The organism is Ruminococcus sp. SR1/5 (assembly GCF_000209835.1).
Taxonomy (GTDB): domain Bacteria; phylum Bacillota; class Clostridia; order Lachnospirales; family Lachnospiraceae; genus Blautia_A; species Blautia_A fusiformis.
Window position 1 is genome coordinate 1,092,586 of the sequence record NC_021014.1, and the last position, 23,061, is coordinate 1,115,646.

The 23,061-nt window shown below is 45.3% G+C and carries 21 protein-coding genes, 1 tRNA gene and 1 pseudogene; 20 read left to right on the forward strand and 3 right to left on the reverse strand.

Going from position 1 to position 23,061, the window contains the following annotated elements; genetic code table 11:
* Positions 1–171 precede the first annotated feature (171 nt).
* Positions 172–870 carry an energy-coupled thiamine transporter ThiT gene (locus tag CK1_RS05580; protein ID WP_015525318.1) on the reverse strand — a complete coding sequence of 233 codons (699 nt, stop codon included), beginning with the start codon at positions 868–870 and terminating at the stop codon, positions 172–174.
* A gap of 260 nt (positions 871–1,130) precedes the next feature.
* Between CK1_RS05580 and CK1_RS05585 the strand changes: the two genes are divergently transcribed.
* Positions 1,131–1,201 (forward strand) — tRNA-Trp (locus tag CK1_RS05585).
* A 132-nt stretch (positions 1,202–1,333) separates the two neighbouring features.
* Here CK1_RS05585 and CK1_RS05590 read toward each other — a convergent pair.
* Positions 1,334–1,921 (reverse strand): 50S ribosomal protein L25, encoded by a 588-nt coding sequence (locus tag CK1_RS05590; RefSeq protein ID WP_015525319.1) that lies wholly within the window; start codon positions 1,919–1,921, stop codon positions 1,334–1,336.
* Between the two features lie 648 nt (positions 1,922–2,569).
* Between CK1_RS05590 and CK1_RS05595 the strand changes: the two genes are divergently transcribed.
* The 19 genes from CK1_RS05595 to CK1_RS05685 all read left to right on the forward strand — a co-directional run bounded on the left by CK1_RS05595 (position 2,570) and on the right by CK1_RS05685 (position 22,068).
* Positions 2,570–3,706: an ABC transporter ATP-binding protein gene (locus CK1_RS05595; protein WP_015525320.1), complete on the forward strand. Its 1,137-nt coding sequence runs from the start codon at positions 2,570–2,572 to the stop codon at positions 3,704–3,706.
* A gap of 79 nt (positions 3,707–3,785) precedes the next feature.
* Positions 3,786–4,649, forward strand: a complete 864-nt coding sequence (locus CK1_RS05600) for a carbohydrate ABC transporter permease (RefSeq protein WP_015525321.1) — start codon at positions 3,786–3,788, stop codon at positions 4,647–4,649.
* 77 nt (positions 4,650–4,726) lie between these two features.
* Positions 4,727–5,566: a carbohydrate ABC transporter permease gene (locus CK1_RS05605; RefSeq protein WP_502685123.1), complete on the forward strand. Its 840-nt coding sequence runs from the start codon at positions 4,727–4,729 to the stop codon at positions 5,564–5,566.
* Between the two features lie 143 nt (positions 5,567–5,709).
* Complete coding sequence (locus CK1_RS05610) at positions 5,710–7,071, forward strand: ABC transporter substrate-binding protein (RefSeq protein ID WP_015525323.1); 1,362 nt, start codon at positions 5,710–5,712, stop codon at positions 7,069–7,071.
* A gap of 212 nt (positions 7,072–7,283) precedes the next feature.
* Positions 7,284–8,660, forward strand: coding sequence for a sugar transferase (locus CK1_RS05615; protein WP_022427091.1), 1,377 nt, complete (start codon positions 7,284–7,286; stop codon positions 8,658–8,660).
* An 82-nt stretch (positions 8,661–8,742) separates the two neighbouring features.
* Positions 8,743–9,486: a glycosyltransferase family 2 protein gene (locus CK1_RS05620; protein ID WP_015525324.1), complete on the forward strand. Its 744-nt coding sequence runs from the start codon at positions 8,743–8,745 to the stop codon at positions 9,484–9,486.
* A 114-nt stretch (positions 9,487–9,600) separates the two neighbouring features.
* Positions 9,601–10,965 (forward strand): acyltransferase family protein, encoded by a 1,365-nt coding sequence (locus CK1_RS05625; protein WP_015525325.1) that lies wholly within the window; start codon positions 9,601–9,603, stop codon positions 10,963–10,965.
* A 7-nt stretch (positions 10,966–10,972) separates the two neighbouring features.
* On the forward strand, positions 10,973–12,274 hold the full coding sequence (locus CK1_RS05630) for an adenylyltransferase/cytidyltransferase family protein (RefSeq protein WP_015525326.1): 1,302 nt from the start codon (positions 10,973–10,975) through the stop codon (positions 12,272–12,274).
* Between the two features lie 3 nt (positions 12,275–12,277).
* Positions 12,278–14,557, forward strand: a complete 2,280-nt coding sequence (locus tag CK1_RS05635; RefSeq protein ID WP_015525327.1) for a LicD family protein — start codon at positions 12,278–12,280, stop codon at positions 14,555–14,557.
* A gap of 31 nt (positions 14,558–14,588) precedes the next feature.
* Positions 14,589–15,359, forward strand: coding sequence for a LicD family protein (locus tag CK1_RS05640; RefSeq protein WP_306288783.1), 771 nt, complete (start codon positions 14,589–14,591; stop codon positions 15,357–15,359).
* Positions 15,314–15,742: a hypothetical protein gene (locus CK1_RS05645; RefSeq protein ID WP_306288784.1), complete on the forward strand. Its 429-nt coding sequence runs from the start codon at positions 15,314–15,316 to the stop codon at positions 15,740–15,742. Before CK1_RS05640 ends, CK1_RS05645 begins: the two co-directional genes overlap by 46 nt.
* Complete coding sequence (locus CK1_RS05650) at positions 15,735–17,552, forward strand: thiamine pyrophosphate-binding protein (RefSeq protein WP_015525328.1); 1,818 nt, start codon at positions 15,735–15,737, stop codon at positions 17,550–17,552. Before CK1_RS05645 ends, CK1_RS05650 begins: the two co-directional genes overlap by 8 nt.
* A gap of 1 nt (position 17,553) precedes the next feature.
* Positions 17,554–18,291 (forward strand): SDR family NAD(P)-dependent oxidoreductase, encoded by a 738-nt coding sequence (locus CK1_RS05655; RefSeq protein ID WP_015525329.1) that lies wholly within the window; start codon positions 17,554–17,556, stop codon positions 18,289–18,291.
* A 326-nt stretch (positions 18,292–18,617) separates the two neighbouring features.
* Positions 18,618–18,767: a 50S ribosomal protein L33 gene (gene rpmG / locus CK1_RS05660; RefSeq protein WP_044961412.1), complete on the forward strand. Its 150-nt coding sequence runs from the start codon at positions 18,618–18,620 to the stop codon at positions 18,765–18,767.
* A gap of 25 nt (positions 18,768–18,792) precedes the next feature.
* Positions 18,793–18,999: a preprotein translocase subunit SecE gene (gene secE, locus CK1_RS05665; protein ID WP_015525331.1), complete on the forward strand. Its 207-nt coding sequence runs from the start codon at positions 18,793–18,795 to the stop codon at positions 18,997–18,999.
* A gap of 15 nt (positions 19,000–19,014) precedes the next feature.
* Positions 19,015–19,536, forward strand: coding sequence for a transcription termination/antitermination protein NusG (nusG, locus tag CK1_RS05670; protein ID WP_015525332.1), 522 nt, complete (start codon positions 19,015–19,017; stop codon positions 19,534–19,536).
* A gap of 68 nt (positions 19,537–19,604) precedes the next feature.
* A complete protein-coding gene (gene rplK, locus CK1_RS05675) occupies positions 19,605–20,030 on the forward strand; it encodes a 50S ribosomal protein L11 (RefSeq protein WP_015525333.1) in 426 nt (141 codons plus the stop codon).
* 95 nt (positions 20,031–20,125) lie between these two features.
* Positions 20,126–20,821 carry a 50S ribosomal protein L1 gene (gene rplA / locus CK1_RS05680; protein ID WP_015525334.1) on the forward strand — a complete coding sequence of 232 codons (696 nt, stop codon included), beginning with the start codon at positions 20,126–20,128 and terminating at the stop codon, positions 20,819–20,821.
* Positions 20,822–21,072: 251 nt separating this feature from the next.
* Complete coding sequence (locus CK1_RS05685; RefSeq protein ID WP_330604606.1) at positions 21,073–22,068, forward strand: D-alanyl-D-alanine carboxypeptidase family protein; 996 nt, start codon at positions 21,073–21,075, stop codon at positions 22,066–22,068.
* A 145-nt stretch (positions 22,069–22,213) separates the two neighbouring features.
* Here CK1_RS05685 and CK1_RS05690 read toward each other — a convergent pair.
* A pseudogene (locus CK1_RS05690) lies at positions 22,214–23,037 on the reverse strand (GntR family transcriptional regulator).
* Between the last annotated feature and the right edge of the window lie 24 nt (positions 23,038–23,061).

The window sequence follows — 23,061 nt, forward strand, 5'->3', positions numbered from 1 at the left end:
ATTCATCCGTTTGAATGGGAAATTATTCCGCCTGATTATCATAGCACAACTTTCTTTGGGTGAAAAGTATTCTTTGTGTTTTTGGTTTGTTTTATATAACTTTTTGTGATTTTCAATAAAAAAGATCGTAGTAGCTTGAACGATCTCTTTTTATTTATGTGTCTGTATTAATTATTTTTCGGTGGCTGCAGATTGTCGGTTTCCACCAGTTGCCATTATTCGCATTCGCCCAAGTGCACTGGATACTGCCGGAATAGAAATTACTACGATCGTCAGTACACCTTCCAGAAGAATATAACTGTAATTGTAAATGATCGGATACAAAGCTGTCAGAGACTTCGGAAAATTATCCGGCATGTAATCCATCCAGTAAAGATATCCGCCAAGTGCATGGAATGCCCCTCTTGCCAAAATTGCTATTATGTATGCTTTAAGAAGACCATGTTTTCTGGATTTTGTAAATAATCCGGAAAGCCCCATGGCTCCAAATGCCAGAATGTAATCACAGCATACCTGAAAAAATGAAAGGACATATGGCTCCTGGAGAAACTGAAAAATCCCATATACAAGGCCGGTAAGAATTCCTACCTTAATGCCATACCAGTAACCGATCAGAACAATAAACAGCATACTGAACAAGGTCACAGATCCGCCAAATGGCAGTTTAAATATCTTAATGTAAGAAGTTACATATGCAAGTGCCAATGCTACTGCACAGGTAACCAGCTGGTGTGTGGTAAATTTTAATGCAGATGTGTTTTTCTGAAGTAATACTGCTACCAGAATTATCAAAATCAGGACTGCAATAACAGATACGGCATATCCTGCCGTTGTGAGACCGCCTTCGGCAGTCACAAGAAAATTAAACATACTCTTTTCTTTCCTCCTTACGATTAAATTGCCCAAATCAAGTTCAAAGGTCAAAGCCTGCACCTCCTCACAGCCTGGTCAGGCTCCTTTGGTCTTACCTATTGTAGCATATGGAAAAAGAGATGTAAATGGTGGGAGATGTATGATTATATATAATAAAACAGGAGAAAATCCATGTACTGATTTTTCTCCTGCTTTCCTCTTTCCCGAGAGTACAATGTAAAAAAATTTGTGGCCAACAGCCACTTTTTCTTGTATATAGGGGATTGGTCAAATGGTATGATAGGGGTCTCCAAAACCTTTGGTGGGAGTTCGATTCTCTCATCCCCTGCTATTTAAAAGTCGGAAAATCTTGAAAAATCAAGGTTTTCTGACTTTTTCTTTATTTTTACTGTCACACAAACAAAACCAGGGGATTGCCAATTGGCAATCCCCTGAATCATTAATATATATAATATATATATTATGCTTCTGCGTCAGCGTCAGCATCTTCATCCTCTTCCGGAGCTGCTGCGTACTCACCGATGTGAACAACAACTGCATCCTCAGGTGTGATAAAGTGAACCTGTTTGCCTTCCGGGATCGGGAGGTCTTTTACGTGGATGTCACGGACATCTGCCGGATAGCCGTTGAAGTCGATAACGATAGTATCCAGAAGGTTGGCCGGATCTGCTTTGTAGTGGATCTCTTCCATCTCCTGCTCAACGATACCCTGAACCATATCTGTATGTTCCAGTTTGACAGCAACTGTTGTGGAAACCTTCTCACCGGCTACCAGTGCCTGGAAGTCCAGAGCCATCAGCTGTTTTTCAATTGGATTATAATCAATGTTCTTTACCAGGGCATCAACTTTCTCGCCTTCGATGTCCAGATAAATCTGTGTACCTTCTTTATTTGCTTTAATGAATTTGGCTGCCTCGGCACCGTCAAACTGAAGTGCTACAGGCTCTTTCATTTCTTTTCCACTAAGAATTCCTGTGACGTAACCCTCACGTCTTAATTTTTTAGCTTTTACATTCGGGTTTCTTTTCTCTGCTTTCAATGTGATCATGTCAAATTCCTCCTCCTGATGCATGGATTCCGGTAATGTTGCTGTTCGCGCTGTTCGCAGTAACACGAATTCTGCATTTCTTTTCTGACTGGGATTATTATAGCACTTCTCGGACGAGGTGGCTAACAAAAAGTTAGAAAATTTAAGAACAATATTTTGTATTGTTTAACTTATGTACAAAACTTCAAGGGTAAAATTAGACAAAAACAAAGCATATATTTGAAATTTTACAGAAAAAATTAAAACAACATAAAAAATTGCACAAATCAAGTGATCATAAAAGCCTGAAAGTTGGCATTTATCTGGAAGAGAGGCAAGTATTAAATATGAATATTCTATTTTTATTTGATTCAGATATGCGAGGAGACGGGAAATATCCATATTGCCGACATATTGGAGAGAGCTGTTGTGATCAATGTAATAAAAATTGGAAGATATGATGCAGGACAGAGATGACGGCGAAAGAAGGTGGCAACATAACGCGATGGGTATTTTACTCTGGAGAAAGAATTTAACGGAATTGCATATAATTTCTGAAACAATTTAACATGCAATTCACAAATCTTTATCTCAATCACGATATCTGAACAGCCGAAAAAATCCTATACTACAAACTATGTGAGCGAGAGAAGAGAAAGGAGATAAGTAATGTCAGAAATTGCACTTAGAAATGTATGTAAGCAATTTGATTCGGAGCATTACGGTGTGAAGGATTTTAATCTTGATATACATGATAAAGAGTTTGTGATCTTTGTAGGTCCGTCCGGATGTGGAAAATCCACCACTTTGCGTATCATCGCAGGCTTGGAGGAGATCACAGACGGTGAGCTGTGGATCGACGGTGAGCTTTCCAATTATCTGGAACCGAAGGAAAGGGGAATGTCCATGGTGTTCCAGAACTATGCCTTATATCCGAACATGACAGTTTATGGAAATATGGCATATGCCCTGAAGATCCGTAAGCTTCCGAAGGATGAGATCGACAGAAAGGTCCATGAGGTGGCAAAGATCCTGGAGATCGACCAGCTTCTTGACCGGAGACCGGCGGCTCTTTCCGGCGGTCAGAAACAGCGAGTTGCCATTGGAAGTGCAATTATCCGGAAGCCGAAAGCCTTTCTCATGGATGAGCCTCTTTCCAACCTGGATGCAAAGCTCCGTGCTCAGATGCGTGTGGAGCTTGTGAAATTACATAAACAGCTGGACACCACCATTATTTATGTAACGCACGACCAGACAGAGGCCATGACTCTTGGGACTAAGATCGTGGTCATGAAGGATGGTCTGATCCAGCAGGTGGGAGCGCCTCAGAGTATTTATGACAATCCGGTAAATCTTTTCGTGGCAGGTTTCCTTGGTTCTCCGTCCATGAACTTTTTCCGGTGTACGGTAAAAGCAGAAGAAAATAATCGCACGGCCCTTCTTCTGGATGATGCCAAAACTGTGAAAAAGGTTTATCTGGACGGAACCAGAGGAAAACAGATCGCAGACAGATATAACGGCAGACACGTGATCCTTGGAATCCGTCCGGAGGATATCTACGAGTTTGATGAGGCAAAAAAGCTTGGTATTGAAAATGACAGCGTAGATGTAGATGAGCCTGTAGTAAACCGCGAGATGCTGGGAGCGGAAGTGATCCTCTATTTTGATGAGCAGGGCAAAACCCTGGCAGTCCGCTTAAGTCCGGAAAATCAGACACAGGTAGGGGAGAAGGTTTCTCTGTATTTTGATATGGAGAAGGCCCATGTGTTTGATCCGGAGACAGAAGAAAATATTTTTGTGTCATGAATTTATGTCACGGAAGAGCTTGAGTACAGGCAGATCAGCCTGTAGATAGAATCTGATTATGCAAGGAGGAGAAATAGTTATGGAAAATAACAGCAAAAGCAAGATCACACCGTACTTATATCTGGTGCCTTGTATGCTTATTTTTGGAATTTTTCTGTTTTATCCGTTTGTGAAAACAATTTATTTAAGTCTTTACAAGACTAACAAGATGGGACAGGCAAAGCTGTACGTTGGTCTGGGAAACTATAAAGAACTGCTTCAGTCAGCATCCTTTATCAACAGTCTGAAGGTAACGCTGATCTTTGTGCTGATCGTTGTGGTCGGCGGCATGCTTCTTGGTCTGATCGCAGCAGTGCTTTGTAACAAGGCGTTTCCGGGAATCCGGGTGTTCAGTACATCCTATGCTCTGCCAATGGCTATCGCATCCAGCTCTGCAGCAATGATCTTCCAGATCATGCTCCACCCGGCAGTAGGTATTGTGAACAAGCTTACCGGCCTGGATATCAACTGGCTGAACGATCCGAACACGGCTCTGATCTGCGTAGCCATTCTTACTGCGTGGCTGAACAGCGGGATCAATTTTCTGTATTTTTCCGCAGGACTCGGGAATATTGATGAGACCATTTATGAGAGAGCTTCTGTGGATGGAGCCAGCAGTGTGCAGCAGTTTTTCAGCCTGACGCTTCCGGGACTTTCCCCGATCATGTTTTACACACTGGTGGTAAATATCATACAGGCCTTTCAGTCCTTTGGACAGATCAAGATCCTGACAGAGGGTGGTCCTAATGAGTCTACCAATGTTATTGTTTATTCCATTTACAGGGATGCGTTTTTTAACTACCGCTTCGGAAGTGCGGCAGCCCAGTCTGTTATCCTGTTTGTGATCATCATGATCATCACACTGATCATGTTCCGTATTGAGAAGAAGGGAGTGAATTACTGATGAGCCAGATGAAAAATATGGCAGTCCCGGCAGTGGGAAACATGTCAAAAGAGGAGCTTCTGGAGCTGAAAAAAGCTATGAATGCAAAGGCTCTTGCAAAGAGAAGGACAAGAACAGCACTCCGTGTTACGGCAAATGTTGTGTTTGCGGTTCTGATCCTGCTTCCATTGCTTTATGCCATCAGTATTGCACTGATGCCTTCCAGTGAACTGTTTACTACAGAGTTGAATCTCTTTCCCAAGAATCCGACCTTTTCCAACTTTATCAATGCATTCCGCACCGTTCCACTTCTCCGATTCATATTGAATTCCTTTATCATGGCGGGATGCATTACCATCGGACAGATCATTACCTGTTCTCTTGCTGCTTTTGCGTTTTCTTTCCTGGAATTCAAAGGAAAAGGTATTCTCTTCATGGTTGTGATGGCAACCATGATGGTTCCGGGAGAGGCAACGATCATTTCCAACTACCTGACGGTATCAAGCTGGGGAATGCTGGATACTTATCAGGTACTGATCGTGCCTTACCTTACATCCGCAATGGGAATTTTCCTGTTCCGTCAGTTTTACATGACTTTCCCGATCTCACTGTATGAATCGGCAAAGCTTGACGGCTGCAGCAATCTGAAATTTATCGTAAGGATCCTGCTTCCGCTGACAAAATCCGCTATTGGCGCTATGGCAGTGTATACCTTTATCAACGCATGGAATATGTACATGTGGCCGCTGCTTGTAACAGGCTCCAACAATATGCGAACCGTTCAGATCGGTATCAGTATGCTGGATAGTGTGGATTCACAGTCCATCACCCTGATGATCGCAGGCGTTGTTATGATCATCATTCCGTCCATTTCCATTTTTATCGTTGGACAGAAACAGCTGATCAGAGGAATGTTCTCGGGTGCAGTCAAGGGCTGATATCGGAGCAGGCAGCAACCCTGCAGCATCCTGCTGTAAGGGGAAAAATAATGCAAAAAGATACTGCAAAGTCGTAAGACGGGCAGTTCATCTTATATAAAAAAATGAAAAAAGAGAAAATTTTTCAAGAGGAGAAAAAAGTTATGAAGAAAAAAATCATCGCAGCTTTCCTTACCACAGCAATGACTATCGGTTCTCTTTCCGGAGTAACTGTATTCGCCGCAGATGCCGGCACAGATGAAAAAGTGGAAATGGCAGATGCTTCCGATGTAGATGGAACTACCATTACCTTCTGGCATTCCATGGGTGGTGTCAATGGTGAGGCGATCGATACACTGGTAAAAAAATTCAACGATGAGAATGAATACGGAATTACGGTAGATGCTCAGTATCAGGGTGAATATGATGATTCCCTGAACAAGCTGAAAAGTGCACAGATCGGAAACATGGGTGCGGATCTTGTACAGGTATATGAGATCGGAACAAGATTCATGATCGATTCCGGATGGATCGTGCCTATGCAGCAGATGATCGACGCAGACAGCTACGATGTATCTGAGATCGAGCCGAACCTGGCTGCATACTACACCATCGACAATGAGCTGTACTCCATGCCATTCAACTCCTCCACACCGATCATGTATTACAACAAGGATATGTTTGATAAAGCAGGCATCACAGAAATTCCGGACAGCCTGGAAGGCATCGGTGAGATCGGACAGGATCTTCTGGACAAAGGCGGCGCAGGCGAGGTAATGTCTCTTGGAATCTACGGATGGTTCTTCGAGCAGTTTATCGGAAAGCAGGGCCTTGAGTATGCAAACAACGGAAACGGACGTAAAGAGGCTGCTACAGCTGTTGCTTTTGATGAGAACAGTGCTGCAAAAAATATCCTTACAGCATGGAAGGATCTTAACGACAAGGGCTTCGCACCGGTCGTAGGAAAGGGTGGCGATGCAGGTCTGGCAGATTTTTCTGCAGGAAAATCTGCGATCACTCTTGGCTCCACAGCTTCCCTGAAACAGATCCTTCAGGATGTAAACGGAAAATTTGAGGTTGGTACTGCATACTTCCCGAAGATCAAATCCAGTGACGAGGGCGGTGTTTCCATCGGAGGTGCATCTCTTTGGGCACTGAACAACAATGATCCGAAAAAGCTTCGTGCAACATGGGAGTTCGTAAAATTCCTGATCTCTCCGGAGTCTCAGGCTTACTGGAACGCACAGACCGGATATTTCCCTGTAACTGTAAAGGCTCAGGAAGAGCAGGTATTTAAGGATAATGTTGCAAAATATCCGCAGTTCCAGACAGCGATCGACCAGCTCCATGATTCTTCCGCCGACTATGTAGGCGCTCTGTTAAGTGTATTCCCGGAGGCAAGAGCTACCGTGGAATCCGAGATTGAGAGCATGCTCAACGGAAAAGAGGATGTGGATACAGCTGTGAAAAACATGGCAGATTCCATCAACAAATCCATCGAAGAGTATAACCTGGTGAATGAATAATTCGAAAAGGCGTGGAAACTGAAAAAGAAAAATAAATATATACAGCCAAAAATCCCCGGGTAAGCTCCTGGGGATTTTTGCTATAGTCACGGAAAAAAACATCCTGACAGGAAAATATCAGGAGAAAAATCAGAGGAATCTCTGGACGTAAGAGTATATATTGGCTATAATGATGAAGTTAATATCTACTCCTCAGGAAGGAAGAAAAATCTGTGAATAGAAGTAAAAGAGAAGATTATAAGAGATTTGTGGTATTTTGTCTGGCAAGTCTGATCGTAATCGCACAGGCAGCGATCTTTGCTTATGTATGGTATGATTTTTACAGTGACCTGATCCTGAAGCCATTCTGGAGAAAAGGTAACTGGGTAATGATCCTGATCTATGCGCTGATCTATCTGATGTTTGCCAAGCTTTACGGAGGTCTGAAGGTAGGCTATCTGAAGCGTATCGATGTATTTTATTCATTGACGCTGGCAACGATCTGTACCAATGTTGTGACGTATTTTCAGATCACACTGATCAACAGATGGTTTATGTCGGCCAGACCGGTGATCGAAATGACCGGAGTCCAGCTTGTTGTGACGGTACTGTGGATCTGGGGCTCCAGGTATATTTACTCCAGACTGTACGGAGCCAGAAGGCTGCTGGTGATCTACGGAGACCGTGATCCCGGTGATGTGATCCACAAGATGAACACCCGAAAGGATAAATACGATATCAGCGGTAAGGTTCATATCCGTGAGGGCGAAGAGAAGATCCATGCCATGATGGAAGATTATGAAGGCGTGATCATCTGGGATCTTCCGTCCCAGATCCGAAACAGGTATCTGAAATACTGTTTTTCTCATTCCATCCGTTGCTATATGAGCCCGAAGATTTCCGATATCATCCTGCTTGGAACAGACAGGATCCATCTGTTTGATACGCCGCTTCTGATGTGCAGGAATCAGGGACTTTCCATGGAGCAGCGTGCAGCCAAGAGAGTTCTGGATATCATTGTTTCCGGACTTGGGATCATCGTATCCTCACCCATCATGCTGATCATTGCCATTGCGGTGAAGGCTTATGACGGCGGTCCGGTATTTTATCTCCAGGATCGTCTTACCTATCAGGGAAAGGAATTCCGCATCCGGAAATTCCGAAGCATGTGTGTGGATTCCGAGAAGAACGGGGCGCGTCTTGCATCCAAGCACGATTCCCGTATCACACCGGTAGGACATGTTCTGCGTAACCTGCATCTGGATGAGCTTCCCCAGCTGTTTAACGTGTTTATGGGTGATATGTCTCTGGTAGGTCCACGTCCGGAACGAGATGTGATCATGCAGGAATATGAGCAGGAAATCCCGGAATTCCACTATCGTCTTAAGGTAAAAGCCGGACTGACCGGTTATGCTCAGGTATATGGCAAATATAACACCACACCGTATGATAAGCTGAAGCTGGATCTGTTTTATATTGAAAATTATTCATTCCTTCTGGATATCAAGCTTCTGTTTATGACTGTAAAGATCTTTTTCCAGAAAGAAGTTTCCGAGGGCGTGGATGATAATCAGAAGAACGCTCTTAAGGATTCCGAAGACAAAAAATAAGTAACGAAACGAAATGCGTGTCAGGCTGCGGCAGATCATCCTGACGCGCATTTTGTGGATAGAGAGGACGGAGGTTGTTTTTATGGAAAAGCCGTTGGTTTCCGTAGTGATGCCCGTATATAACGGGGAAAGATATATTGGAAAAGCGATCGAATCAGCACTGGGACAGGAGGTTCCGGTAGAAGTGCTGGTCATTGATGACTGTTCTGCAGACGGCACAGAACTTGCTGTAATGAAATATATGGACAGCGGAAAGATCCGTTATATCCAAAATGAACAGAATATGGGGGCTGCCCGTTCCAGAAACCGGGGCGTAAAGGAAGCCCGGGGAAAATATATCGCATTTCTGGATGCGGATGACTGGTGGGAAAAGGGCAAGCTGAAAGCCCAGACAGAGGTTATGGAACAGACCGGCTGTGCGATCTGCTCCACCGGAAGAGAGCTGATGACGCCGGATGGGCGCACTACCGGCAAATATATTCCGGTAAAGGAACGGATCACATACAGGGAGCTTCTGAAGCATAACAGCATCAACTGTTCTTCCGTATTGCTGCGCAGAGAAGATGCACTTGCGTTTCCAATGGAGCATGATGACAGCCATGAAGATTACATTACCTGGCTCCGGATCCTGAGAAAGGGAGGATTTGCAGCAGGGATCAACAGACCTTACCTGAAATACCGGCTCAGTGAAGGGGGAAAATCCAGAAATAAGCTGAAGTCTGCGGCAATGACTTATCAGGTGTATCGGTATGTGGGATATGGTCCGCTGAAGAGTCTGTTTTTCTTTGCTTCCTATGCGCTCCACGGGATATGGAAATACCGTTGAAAAATTCTGGAAGAGGTGAATAATTCTGACATATATTAATTCTTTATTTCCAAATTCATAAATATATGTTATTATTTATTCATACTTTTATCAAATATTACAAGGTGGAAACAAATGAAACAGAGAACGGATAGCCAGGGAGTTCCGTATTCTTACCTGGTCGATAACATTAAAGTAGTACTGATCTTTCTTGTCGTATTTAATCATCTGATCGCATTTCAGCTGGTCAAGGTGGACATGGTGGTGCGTTATGTATGGTATGGGATCACCATTTTTCACATGCCTGCTTTTATTTTTATATCTGGATATCTTTCCAAGAAGCCACAGGATGTACTGAAGAATGTGAAGAATCTGCTGATCCCTTATATTCTTGGATACAGTCTGACCTGGTATGCTTATATCTGGACCGGCAGAAGCATGGATTATGAGCTGCTCCGTCCGTCCGGAACAGTTATGTGGTATGTGCTGGCATTGTTTATCTACAGGCTGACTATCGAAGCACTTGGCAAGATACGTTTTATCGTGCCTCTGAGCATTATTTTTGCATTGTGGGCAGGAACAAGACCGGAATTTACAACCTATCTTTCAAGCTCCAGGATTGTTGTATTTTTTCCGTTTTTTGTGGCAGGCTATCTGTGGAAGAGTGATTACACAGACGTGGTCCGTAAATTCAAGGGTAAATGGATCCTGCTCCTGGTTTCAGCCCTGCTTTTGTATGCAGTTCCGAATTTTATGATCGCCAATGAGATCCCGGTAGATATTTTCCGTGGGAATCATACGTATCAGTTATCGGGAATGGATGATATCACAGGAATGCTGATCCGCCTTCTGATGTATCTGGTATCTTTTGTGCTGGTGCTGACGTTTCTGGCATTGATCCCGGATGTGAAGCTGCCGGTTACCTTTGTTGGAAGAAATACCATGGGGATTTATTTTTTCCATTATCCGATCATGATCGTACTCAACGGCCTGCTTCTTCTCAGCATCCCGCAGATGCTGAATGTCTGGGTGCTTTTCGGAGTATCCTGGGTGCTTGTGCTGATCCTTGGAAGCAAGCCGGTATCTTTCCTCTACGGAGGGGTACTGAACCTGCTTACATTTATTCTGTTCAAACGTGAGAGGCAGGTGCAGGATGAAGGACTTGAGGATGAATATGATGAAGATGACCGTTATGAGATCATACTGAAAAGAAAGAAAGCCATTGAGGAGCTTGCGGCAACTCTGGACGAGGAGGATGCACGTAAGGTGAAGGACGATGTGGCGGCTGTACTGGAACATGAGACAGAAGAGACGGAAGAAATCCGTGGCGAGGATTTCTTTGTAGATGAGGATCTTGAGATGGAGGAAGGCATGGATGATGCCGGAGCTCCACAGGAATTTGAGCAGCTCCAGGACCTGGATGATATATTAAAGATCACAGAACCGCAGGGGGAAATGGAAGTGCTTTTGAAAAATAAAGAAGAGAAAGCGCAGGATTAAATTAATAATGAAAAAAGTCATTACTTACGGTACCTTTGATCTGTTCCACCAGGGACATTACAATATTCTGAAAAGAGCCAGGGAGCTGGGGGATTATCTTGTTGTGGGTGTCACCAGTGAAAGCTATGATATCGAACGCGGCAAGCTGAATGTACAGGACAGCCTTCTGAAGCGTATCGAAAATGTCCGCAAGACTGGTTTTGCGGATGAGATCATTGTAGAGGAATATCAGGGGCAGAAGCTAAATGACATTACAAAATACAATATCGACCTTCTGGTAGTCGGTTCGGACTGGCGTGGCAAATTTGATTATCTGAAGAATTACTGTGAGGTCGTTTATCTGGAACGTACCAAAAATATTTCCAGTACCAAGCTCAGAAGTGAGGGTATGATCTACAGCATGGGCATTGTTACGGATGATACAGAGGACAACGAAATGGTGATGGAGTCCAAGTATGTCAGCGGACTGCATGTAGAAAGTGTGTATTCCGAGGACGTTTTTGTTGCGAGAGAATTCTGTGACAGATACGAACTTGACTCTTATGGTACAGATTACGGGCAGTTTCTGGAAGGACTGGATATCATTTATATCCGATCCGGTCTGAAAAACAGGGCAGATTATATCCGAAAGGCACTGGAATGTGATAAATATGTGATCAGTGACACGCCTATGGCTCTGGAGCCGGAAGAGATAAGAGAGCTGTTTGCACTGGCAAAGGCACATCAGGTTGTTCTGGTAGAGAAGCTTACCATGGTCTATCTGCGCGCGTTTACGCAGCTTGTCTGGCTGACACATGGAGCGCTTGTGGGAGATGTGGTAGCTGTAAAATGCGCGATTTCTCAGGATGATTTTGAGGGCGGAAAAAATTTCAGCGAAACAGTCAGCCAGGCGCTGTGTGCATGCATCAAGCTTCTCGGTAAGGATTACCTGGAGGTGAAGAGCAATGCAGTGAAAAGCAGTGACGGCTGCTTTATTTATGATATGATCACGATGAAGTATCTCCGGGCACTGGCGACCATTGAGATCGGAACAACGGTGGATGTGGAAAACGAGCTTGCGATCATCGGAACCAGGGGGCGTATCACCGTACCCGGTGACTGGTGGAATACCGGATATTTTGAAGCCAAAATAGAAGGTCAGGAATTCCTGAAACGCTACAGCTTTAATTTTGAGGGAAATGGTCTTCGCTATCTGCTTCAGGAGCTGGTCATCATGATCCGTGACAGACGGACAGAATGTACGAGATTTTTTTATGAAGAATCAGAAACTCTGGCTGAGCTTTTGAAAATAATTAATCAAAGAGGTTGACAGATGACAGAAAAACAGAAGCTTCTTTTGCAGCTCTTCCGAGAGGTTGACGCGATCTGCAAAAAGCATGATCTTAGATATGTAATGGCCGGAGGTACTCTGATCGGTGTTCTTCGAAATGAAGGCTTTATCCCATGGGACGATGATGTGGACATTTACATGCCCAAAAGTGACTGGGATAAATTTGTAGAAATATGTCAGAACGAGATGCCGCCGAACCGGGCGGTTTATTGTGCAGAAGTGGACCGTAATTATACCAACGGTTTTCCGCGCTACGGAAGTACGGATACCTGTGCGATCCACAAGCATCAGATCATAGGAGACGACAAGGCTGGTGAGATCATTGACGTACTGACTCTGGATCCCATTCCGGATGATGACCGTGAGTATGAGAAATACCGGGACCATATGATGATCTATACGGAACTTCTGAATATCAGCATGGTCGTGGGAGTCAGATGGGAAATTTCTCCCTGGCGGTATCTGTACTGGCTTTTCCGCTATACCTTCTGCGGAAAGGACAGAACCTTAAAGAAATTGGAGAAGATCATGTTTTCTTATAAAGAAGAGGAGTGCAGCCGCTATGCCATGCGATGGGGAGGCTGCCCGTTTCTTTTTGACAAGGATATGATGTTCCCTGTAAAATATATGGACTTCGAGGGCGAAAAGGTTATGATTCCTCACAGGACCAGCGATTATCTGATCTGGCATTACGGGGACGAATGGTCCTATATACCGCCTCATGGGGAAAGAGAATCTCATGAGTCTGTTGATGTTCCGGGCGCCAGCTATCAGGAGGTGCGGGATGAATATATGCCAAGGATCGACAAAAAACGTATCCGCAGACAGATGCTTTTCCGCAAATTCTACTGCCTTCTTATGGCAAAGGGAGACCATAAACAGGATGACAGACGAAGAAGGATCAAAGCCGGTGTTGTAGCCCGGGATGTGTCTGCCCGACTGATGAGATCCGAAAAAACAGCGGAGACCCTGCTGAAAGAGAGAAGATATGATGTGCTTGGTGAGATCTTTGAGGAGTATTACCGTGTACAGCTCAGCATGGAGTTTATCGGACGTGAGGATTTTAAGGGGATCCGTCCGTTCTATCATCCGGTCCTGATCCCGCTGGAGGATGAGGCTTTTCAGGCGGCCATGCTGACACTGATCTATCAGGAGCGTGTTTCCAAGGCATACCGTATGTACGAGGTACGCAAGAAAATGGATCATCTTACTCCGGAAATGGAGCAGACAGTGGAGGATATCCGACGTTTCCGAAAAGCAGCCAGCCACTATGAATTTAAAGAAATGCAGGAAGCAGAGGCGATTGTGGATGATCTTCTCAGAAAATATCCGGATGCTCCGGGATTCCTGAAATTTAAATGCCGGTTTGTGATGGAGCGCCTGGAAGGACCGCAGAATGCTTCAGAAGCGGAGAAATTTCTGTCTTACTGCCTGAGAGTATTTCCCCAGGATGGATATTTTATGAAATATAAGGGGGATCTTCTCTGGAAAAAGGGCCTCCGGAACGAAGCAATGGCAGAGTATCTGAAAGCCAGAGAATGCACCAATAACGGCATTGTGCAGCTGGAACTGGATAAATTCCTGAAAAAACAGAAGTCCCAGGCGATCCGGGACTGTCGGGATCTGCTTGGAAGCCAGAGAAGATCAGAAGCACTCTCTCTGATGGAGTTCTGGAGCAGACTGATGCCGGAGGATGAGGAGATCAGAGGCGCTCTTTATCTTGCGAAGGTATCTTCCGTCCGTACAAAAGGGGAGCTGGAAGAGCTGGTGAGAGAGCTTTGCAAAGAACTGGGGATCATCGGTAATTCTCCAAGGGAGGGAACTCTTGAGGAGCCGGTGTACAAAGAGGCACTTACCTGTGCATGGCAGAGATTCGGCTATCCCAAAGCACTGGCAGAGGGCCGTACCAGGATCCTGTGCAGTGAGGAAGAGGGCGAGATGGAATATCTGGCAGAGGAGATCCGCAGCTTTCTGGTCCATAAGGAATGGCAGGGAGAGGTATACAAGCTTCTGGGAGATATCCGGAAGAAACAGGGGCGTACCCGGGAAGCCTTCGAAAATTATTTCCTGGCATTGGATCATGAGCCGCATCCCTATATAAAAAATGAGCTTTCCAGGATCTTCCTGGAGGATCTTTACGATGGAAGCCGGCGTACCGGATTTTTCGCAAAGAAGGCAGACGTGACAGAATTTCTGAACAGCTGGCTGGATAAGTATAAAAGTCAGGAGGAGCTTCAGGAGCTTCTGAAGCGGATCCTGTAATGACAGATCAACAGAAACGAGGCAGAGTGTATTGAACAGAGAACAGCAGAAAGTACTGGAACTTCTAAAAGAAATAGATACCATATGCAGAAAAAATAAGATCACATATTATCTTTCTCCGTATCTTACCCTCTGTGCGGTAACGGAGCGCCCTTTTCCCATGAATCCGGCAAGCAATGATATTTATATGAAGACCGGTGATATGGCCCGGTTTAAAAATATCTTTGATGAAGAACCAGAGCTGCGCAGAACTCTGGAATCTATGGAGAATAACAGCCGTTTCCCCGGATTTTTTCTGCGTTATACAGATAAAGATACGTTGTTTTATAAGCTGGACGAGTACGGAAAATACAAACATCCGGGACTGGGGATCAATATCCTTCCGCTGCAGTGTGAATATGGTCCAAAGGGAAAATATCTCTGGAACCGTATGCGCGAAGAGGGATGGAAGAGGATCTACGGAAAAAAGGCAAGTGGCGGAACCGGCGTGAGCTGGGATGTATCTGGATGGTGCGAGTCCTTTCCCTTTGCGGACGAGGCTGGCTGGCAAAGAGCATATTCCGGGATCTGCTCCGGCAGCCGCAGGATGGCGCAAAAACCTATGTACTCCGATATTTTGACCAGAATCTTTATTTTCCTGCGCATATTTTTGAAAATCCCGGGGAGGCAATGCTTGGAGGAGAATCCTTTATGGTCCCGGGAAACACAGACAGCTATCTCACCCGGGCCTACGGCAAAAATTATCGAAATAAGTCAATGGAAAACTATGTTCCCGGCTCGCTGGTGGTGTGCAGCACACTGATTCCATGCGAGGAATTTCTGCAGCAGTCAAAGGAACTGAAGAAATTTGCTTTTGTCAGGAAGAAAAGGGAAAAGCGCAGGCAGTTTGGAATGAATTACCGGGAATATCTTGCACAGTGCTGGGATTATGCAAAATTCTGCGGGGAAAAATATACCTGTGCACTGGCTTATCGCAAAAAGCTCAGCTATATCCGGAATCTCTTCAAAAATGAAGATTATGTGGAACTGGAAAAAGCATTTGCAGGATATACCAGGATGAATGATCGCTGTCTGAAATATGAAGAAGCATTTGAAACAGATCCGGAGGTTTTTGACCTGTATCTTAAGTATCTGGAAAAAACAGGAAGGATCTCGTATATGGAGAAGGTAAAAAAATATGTCTAAGGTCAAGCTTACAGATTATGTTGTGGAATTTTTGCAGAAAAAAGGGATCCATGATTTTTTTGGATACCAGGGAACCATGATCGCACATCTGGTAGATTCCATTGAAAAGAATCCCCATGCAAGAAGTCATTCCAGCTATCATGAGCAGGGAGCTGCTTTTGCCGCCTGTGGTTATGCTCAGGCAAAGAATGCCTGCGGCTGTGCCTATGCCACCAGTGGTCCGGGAGCTGCCAATCTGCTTTCCGGTGTGGCAGATGCGTATTTCGATTCTCTTCCGGTGATTTTTATCACCGGACAGCTGAATACCTATGAATATTCCGGTATTACAGGCCTTCGTCAGCAGGGCTTTCAGGAAATCGATATGGTTTCCATGGCAAAGCCGGTAACCAAGTACGCGGTGCAGGTCCGTGATCCGAAAAATATCGTTCGTGAACTGAATCTTGCATGGCAGATCGCCAATACAGGACGGAAAGGGCCGGTTCTTATCGATCTTCCTATGAACGTGCAGAGAGGCGAGGTGGAAGATCCGGTTTATGATATGGAATTTTCCGAGGAAGAGATCGAGACAGCTGTATATGGAAAAAATGATCCGGAAAACGGGGCAGCCTTTTACAGGGATGCAGTTGCAAAGGCGGATTCTTCTGATGGAGCAGAGGCGGCAGAATATATTCTGAATAAGATCAGGACTGCAAAACGGCCGGTATTTATGATCGGTCACGGAGCTTCCGGAGAAGCAGAAAAAATGCTCACAGATCTGGCGCGTGCCCATCACATTCCGGTGATCACAAGCGTACTTGCCCGGTCCGCGCTGAGCTTTGATGATCCTTTGAACTTCGGGTGCATCGGAGGTGCCTACGGACACCGGTATGCAAATATGATCGCCAATGCAAAAAGCGATCTTCTGCTCTGCTTTGGAATTTCCCTGTGTACCCGTCAGATTGGTACTAAGGTTCATGAGTTTGCGAAGAATGCCGAAATCATCCGTGTGGATATTGATCCTTATAATCTTCAAAGAGAGATCCATGAGGGAAGAGAAGGTGAGAAATGCTTTTGCGTCAGCGCAGAGACTGTGGTGCGTAAGCTGACAGAGCAGCAGGCACAGATCGGTTCCTATGAGGAATGGCTTGCTGTCTGCCAGAAGATCCGTAAGGAACTCTGGAAAGTGGACGATGAGACACCGCAGCGTTATCCGAACCGCATGATCGCATACTTGAGTGATCAGCTTTCCGATACCGGAGCGGTTGCTGTGGATGTGGGACAGCATATGGTCTGGAGCTATCAGTCCTTCCACAATCAGCAGGGGCAGAAGACACTTTTTTCCGGCGGACATGGTGCTATGGGATATGCACTTCCGGCGGCTATCGGAGCTTATTATGCTACCGGCAAGCCGGTGGCATGTATCTGTGGAGACGGAGCCTTCCAGATGAATATCCAGGAGCTGCAGTGGGTGAAGCGCGAGAATATCCCGGTGAAGATGATCGTAATGAATAATGAGGCGCTGGGAATGATCCGTCATCTTCAGAGAGATTATTTTGACTGTGTATATGCGGATACCTCCGATGGCAGCGGATTTTCATCCTGCGATTTTACAGATGTGGCGCAGGCCTACGGAATTCCTGCAAAGCGCATCCAGGGAGAAGACGTGGAAAAATATGCCGGTGGATTCCTGGAGCAGAACGGGCCGGAGCTTCTGGAGATCATGCTGGAGCATGGAACCTACGCATACCCGAAGACCTGTCTGGGCGAGCCGATCCACAATCAGCAGCCTTATATACCGAAACCGATATTTGATGAACTGATGGAGCTGTAAAATGGGAAAAATAACTGTGATCACAGGCGGTACCTCCGGAATCGGAAGAGGGATCGCCGAAAAGATCCTGGCAGAGTCGGCAAAAACTGACAGGATCTTCGTAACATATGGACATGATGAGAAGAAGGCACTGTCGTTTCAGGAGAGCCTTCCTGAGGAAAAAAGATCTCAGGTGACTTTGATAAAGGCAGATATGTCTTCCTATGAAGAGATGATGGTTTTTGTGGAGGAGCTGAAAAAGCAGACAGACCATATTGACTGGCTTGTAAGCAATGCCGGCATCAGTACCTACGCAAAATATGAAGACTACAGCTTTGAGGAGTGGACACGGATCGTAAACACCAATCTTTCCGTACCTGTATTTATGGTCAAAGAGCTGAGATCCATGATGGTAGAGGGCGGCAGTGTGCTCTTTACCGGTTCCTATGCAGGACAGCAGGCGTATTCTTCCTCCCTTGTATATGGAGTCACCAAGGCAGCCATCCATTTCCTGACAAGATCCCTGGTAAAGGAATTTGAGCCAAAGGGCATCACAGTCAACGCTATTGCACCTGGCTTCATCGAAACTCCGTGGCACAGCGCCCGCACCCAGGAGAGCTACGACCGTATCAACCGGAAGATCGCACTCCACAGGTTTGGAACTGTGGAGGAAGTGGCGGATATGGCTTATGCAGTGCTGTCTAACGGATATATGAACGGCAGTGTGGTGGATATCCACGGTGGTTATGACTACTTTTAATAGAAGTTGAAAGTGTGCAGGAAGACAGAAGAAGACATGTTGTGCCTGCACATAAGGGGCTTCTTATTACTTTCTGTACAGGGGCGACGTCCCGAAAACGAAATGCAGCGAAGCAGAATCGGGTTTGCGCACTTGAGACGTCCGTACGGAATCTGTGAAATTCTTTATATTTAAGCGAAAAAGGCTTGACTTGCACACCTGCTCTGTGATAAAATTGACGAGCGACATGGAAGTTAGGTCTTTTTTTTATGCCCGAAAATGACGACGGATATACGTTCCGGGCGGCATAGAAGACCATGCAAATGAAAACACTGGAGGTGGAAGTTGTGCGCGTTAAGATTACATTAGCATGCACCGAGTGCAAGCAGCGTAACTACAATATGACGAAGGAGAAAAAGAACCATCCTGAGAGAATGGAGACCAAGAAATATTGTAAGTTCTGTCATACACACACTCTGCACAAGGAAACAAAGTAATCACAGAGATTTGTGAGGTTATGCTATGGAAAAACAGAAATCTGAGGATAAGCCGCAGAAGAAAAGTTGGTTTCAGGGACTTCAGTCAGAATTTGAGAAGATTGTCTGGACAGACCGTCCCACACTGGCAAAGCAGACTGTTGTGGTCGTGATCATCACGATCATCCTGGCAGTGGTTATCAGTGTAATGGATTCCGGAATTCTGGAATTCATTAATTTCTTAATGAAGTAAGGACAAGGTGATTATATGTCAGAAGCAGCAAAATGGTACGTTGTCCATACCTATTCCGGGTATGAGAACAAGGTAAAAGCCAACATTGAAAAGACGATCGAGAACAGACACCTGGAAGACCAGATCCTGGAGGTACGTGTTCCGCTGCAGGATGTAGTGGAGATGAAGAACGGAACCTCAAGACAGGTTCAGAAAAAGATGTTTCCAGGCTATGTGCTTCTCAATATGGTGATGAATGACGATACCTGGTACGTTGTCCGTAATACCCGCGGTGTTACAGGATTCGTAGGACCGGGATCAAAGCCTGTGCCTCTTACAGAAGAGGAAATGATGCCGCTTGGTATCCAGAAACCGGATATCGAAGTGGACTTCGCAGAGGGCGACATGGTAGTCGTTACCGGTGGTGCATGGAAAGATACCGCAGGTGTGATCACAGGTATCAACATGCAGAAACAGACGGTAACGATCAATGTTGAGCTTTTCGGTCGTGAAACACCGGTAGAAATAAGTTTCACAGAAATCAAAAAAGCTGAGTAATTCAAAAACAAGGTAACAGCAAGTGGGAGGGACACACCCCCGCCAATACCACATAGGAGGTGCCGAAAATGGCAAAGAAAGTAACAGGATATATTAAATTACAGATTCCGGCTGGTAAAGCAACTCCAGCACCACCTGTAGGTCCGGCTCTTGGACAGCATGGTGTAAACATCGTACAGTTTACTAAGGAGTTCAACGCAAGAACAGCTGATCAGGGAGATCTTATCATCCCGGTTGTCATCACTGTTTACGCTGACAGAAGTTTCAGCTTCATAACCAAGACTCCGCCGGCAGCAGTTCTTCTTAAGAAAGCTGCAAACATCAAATCTGGTTCCGGTACACCGAACAAGACCAAAGTAGCTAAAGTTACTAAGGCACAGGTTCAGGAGATCGCTGAGCTGAAGATGAAAGACCTCAATGCAGCATCCATCGAGGCTGCTATGAGCATGATCGCCGGTACAGCAAGAAGTATGGGAATCGAAGTCGTAGACTAATAAATACCGAAGCTTAAGTTCGGGGTTCCCGTAGAAAAAGTGAAATTTTCAAGTGGGAGGGCTTTTCCCCGCAAATACCACAGGAGGTTATAGAAATGAAACGAGGAAAGAAATATGTGGAAGCTGCGAAAGCAGTAGACCGCGCAACATTATATGATGCACCAGAGGCTATCAGCCTTGTTAAAAAAGCAGCTGTAGCTAAGTTCGACGAGACCATCGAAGTTCACATCCGTACAGGCTGCGATGGACGTCACGCAGATCAGCAGATCCGTGGAGCAGTTGTTCTGCCACACGGAACAGGTAAAAAAGTTCGTGTACTTGTATTTGCTAAAGATGCTAAGGCAGAAGAGGCAAAGGCAGCAGGAGCAGACTTCGTAGGAGCTGAGGACCTCATTCCGAAGATCCAGAACGAGGGATGGCTTGACTTTGACGTTGTAGTTGCAACACCGGATATGATGGGCGTTGTAGGTCGTCTTGGTCGTGTACTTGGACCGAAAGGTTTAATGCCAAACCCGAAAGCTGGTACTGTAACAATGGACGTAACAAAAGCTGTTAACGACATTAAAGCAGGTAAGATCGAGTATCGTCTTGACAAATCCAACATCATCCATGTTCCGATCGGAAAGGCTTCCTTTACCGAGGAGCAGTTAAGCGACAACTTCCAGACGCTTATGGGAGCTATCACAAAGGCTAGACCTAGCACACTGAAAGGTCAGTATCTGAAGAGCGTTACAATCGCTCCGACAATGGGACCTGGTGTTAAGCTTAACCCGATTAAATTAGCTCAGTAATAAATTTTAAATACCCTGTACAGAGGAAACTTTGTATGGGGTATTTTTTATACATTTATACACCTTGATTTTTGGGGGCAAAAATCCTACAATAAGGCATAAACAGAGTTGTAACAGACCGAAAGCTCATCAGAGCTTTTTCATATAGATTTTACAGAAGAAAATAATAATCATGTTAATATAAAAAAGATGGGGAAAACGTTTCTGTAAGTAAAACTTACAGATGAATTTGTCGGAACAGGGAGTATAAATTGAGATCAAAAAAGCGTAAAGCGAAGAAAATAAAAAACCAGGTAAACAAAATAAAAATGATACTCTGCCTGGTGGTAGAGGCTATCGTGATCCTGACACTTATAGTGATCATCGGCTGGAATAAAGGGGTAGGTGACTGGATGGAGTCTCTGCAGAGACCGGTTGTCCGTAAGCTTGAGATGAGCGGTATCAACAGTCCCTACGCAGTGCTGATGCAGGTAAAAGGCGGAAAGATCATCGGAAATATGAAGGGCGATGAGAAGATCTATCCGGCTTCCATGACGAAGATCATGACGGTGATCGTGGCTATTGAGAACCTGGATGATCTGGATCAGGAGATCACTCTGACCCAGGAAATGTTCCAGGGGCTTTATGAGCAGGATGCCACCCAGGCAGGCTTTCAGCCCGGTGAGACCGTGCGGGCCATCGATCTTCTTTATGGTGCCATGCTGCCATCCGGTGCGGAGTGTTGTATCGCACTGGCGGATACCGTAGGCGGTTCCAGGGATGGATTTGTGGAGCTGATGAATAAGAAGGCACAGAGGATTGGAATGAATGGTACACATTTCTGTGATACGACAGGGCTTCATGATCCGGATCATTACAGTACAGTGAGAGATATTGCGGTGCTGCTCAGGTATGCGCTTCGGAACGATACGTTCAGAGAGATCATTGAGAGTCCGCGGCATTCTACAGGAGTGACGAATATCCATCCCAGCGGGATCACATATTACAGTACCATGTTCAAAAATCTTTCTGACCCTTCCGTTACCGGCGGCAAGATCCTGGGCGGCAAGACAGGATATACCAGTGAGGCGGGTCTGTGTCTTGCAAGCTTTGCAGAGGTCTACGACAGGGAATACATACTGGTAACGGCAGGCGCATCGGGAAATACCGGAAGCCCACTCCATGTGGAGGATGCGGTGACGATCTATAACCGCCTTGGAAAGGCCATTGAGGCACAGATGACAGGCAGTGATGGATCGGAGTCTTGAAAAGATAAAGGGTAAATTTTGTGTATCGCGAAGCGTGTTACGGAGAACGGAGTGAACAGTAATATTTTTGGATAAATAAATACTGGCACAGAGGTGGATGCTGCTGTATTGGCAGCATAACACTTCTGTGCCGTTTTTTGATTCTTCAAAATGAAATCGTATAGCGGGAACCTGCAATGTATTCACGGCTGATGTAAAGCGGATTTCCATCAGGAGCTTCCATATAGGAATCCAGGATCAGCACGGGATCACCGGAAGACAGACGCAAAGTTTTTGCCATATCCGGGGAGGCTGCAGTAACAGAAATGGTGCTGCGGCTGGATTCTGCGATCGTACAGCGGTAGGTGTTTTTGATATATTCAAAAAAGAACTGTTTTCTACAGCGTTCGGATCAAAATCCGGGAAAAGCCGTGTGGGGAGCCAGGTGTGAACATCAATAACCGGAATACTGTCAGCCAGAAGAAGACGTTCCAGGAAAAAAACTTCCTCATCCGAAGTAAGCTGCAGAAAATCAGAGGCTACGCTGTTCGCAGGTTTTTTGCAGAAGGACAGTACGTGAGATTCCGGAATACGGTCATTCTGACGGCAGGATTCGGAAAAGCTCATATTTTTCTGGGATTCAAATTTCCGGAAGATCATGGGGGATTTTACAAAGGTTCCTTTTCCCTGATGCTTGATAAGATAGCCCTGCGTGCAAAGCTCCTCCACGGTACGTCGGACAGTGATCCGGCTGACATGGTAAAGATCGGCAAGCTCCGGCTCAGGAGGGATTTTTTCTCCGGGCTTATAAGTACCGTTTTTAATCTGCTGGGTGATGATATCCATAAGCTGCTTGTAAAGCGGCTGGATCGAATTTTTATTTAACATGAAAATATCCTTTCTGAGGTTGTTCATAAAAGATATTTTACTATAGTGCGGATGTATTTGTCCAGTAAGGGACAAACCTCTGCAGTGCGTCAGAAGGAACATTGGATGAATAATTAATCATAAATC

Excerpts from the sequence above, each read along its gene's own strand:
- CK1_RS05580 (WP_015525318.1), bottom strand. The coding sequence starts at position 870 with ATGTTTAATTTTCTTGTGACTGCCGAAGGCGGTCTCACAACGGCAGGA.
- CK1_RS05590 (WP_015525319.1), bottom strand. The coding sequence starts at position 1,921 with ATGATCACATTGAAAGCAGAGAAAAGAAACCCGAATGTAAAAGCTAAA.
- CK1_RS05595 (WP_015525320.1), top strand. The coding sequence starts at position 2,570 with ATGTCAGAAATTGCACTTAGAAATGTATGTAAGCAATTTGATTCGGAG.
- CK1_RS05600 (WP_015525321.1), top strand. The coding sequence starts at position 3,786 with ATGGAAAATAACAGCAAAAGCAAGATCACACCGTACTTATATCTGGTG.
- CK1_RS05605 (WP_502685123.1), top strand. The coding sequence starts at position 4,727 with ATGAATGCAAAGGCTCTTGCAAAGAGAAGGACAAGAACAGCACTCCGT.
- CK1_RS05610 (WP_015525323.1), top strand. The coding sequence starts at position 5,710 with ATGAAGAAAAAAATCATCGCAGCTTTCCTTACCACAGCAATGACTATC.
- CK1_RS05620 (WP_015525324.1), top strand. The coding sequence starts at position 8,743 with ATGGAAAAGCCGTTGGTTTCCGTAGTGATGCCCGTATATAACGGGGAA.
- CK1_RS05625 (WP_015525325.1), top strand. The coding sequence starts at position 9,601 with ATGAAACAGAGAACGGATAGCCAGGGAGTTCCGTATTCTTACCTGGTC.
- CK1_RS05630 (WP_015525326.1), top strand. The coding sequence starts at position 10,973 with ATGAAAAAAGTCATTACTTACGGTACCTTTGATCTGTTCCACCAGGGA.
- CK1_RS05635 (WP_015525327.1), top strand. The coding sequence starts at position 12,278 with ATGACAGAAAAACAGAAGCTTCTTTTGCAGCTCTTCCGAGAGGTTGAC.
- CK1_RS05645 (WP_306288784.1), top strand. The coding sequence starts at position 15,314 with ATGGAAAACTATGTTCCCGGCTCGCTGGTGGTGTGCAGCACACTGATT.
- CK1_RS05650 (WP_015525328.1), top strand. The coding sequence starts at position 15,735 with ATGTCTAAGGTCAAGCTTACAGATTATGTTGTGGAATTTTTGCAGAAA.
- CK1_RS05655 (WP_015525329.1), top strand. The coding sequence starts at position 17,554 with ATGGGAAAAATAACTGTGATCACAGGCGGTACCTCCGGAATCGGAAGA.
- secE (WP_015525331.1), top strand. The coding sequence starts at position 18,793 with ATGGAAAAACAGAAATCTGAGGATAAGCCGCAGAAGAAAAGTTGGTTT.
- nusG (WP_015525332.1), top strand. The coding sequence starts at position 19,015 with ATGTCAGAAGCAGCAAAATGGTACGTTGTCCATACCTATTCCGGGTAT.
- rplK (WP_015525333.1), top strand. The coding sequence starts at position 19,605 with ATGGCAAAGAAAGTAACAGGATATATTAAATTACAGATTCCGGCTGGT.
- rplA (WP_015525334.1), top strand. The coding sequence starts at position 20,126 with ATGAAACGAGGAAAGAAATATGTGGAAGCTGCGAAAGCAGTAGACCGC.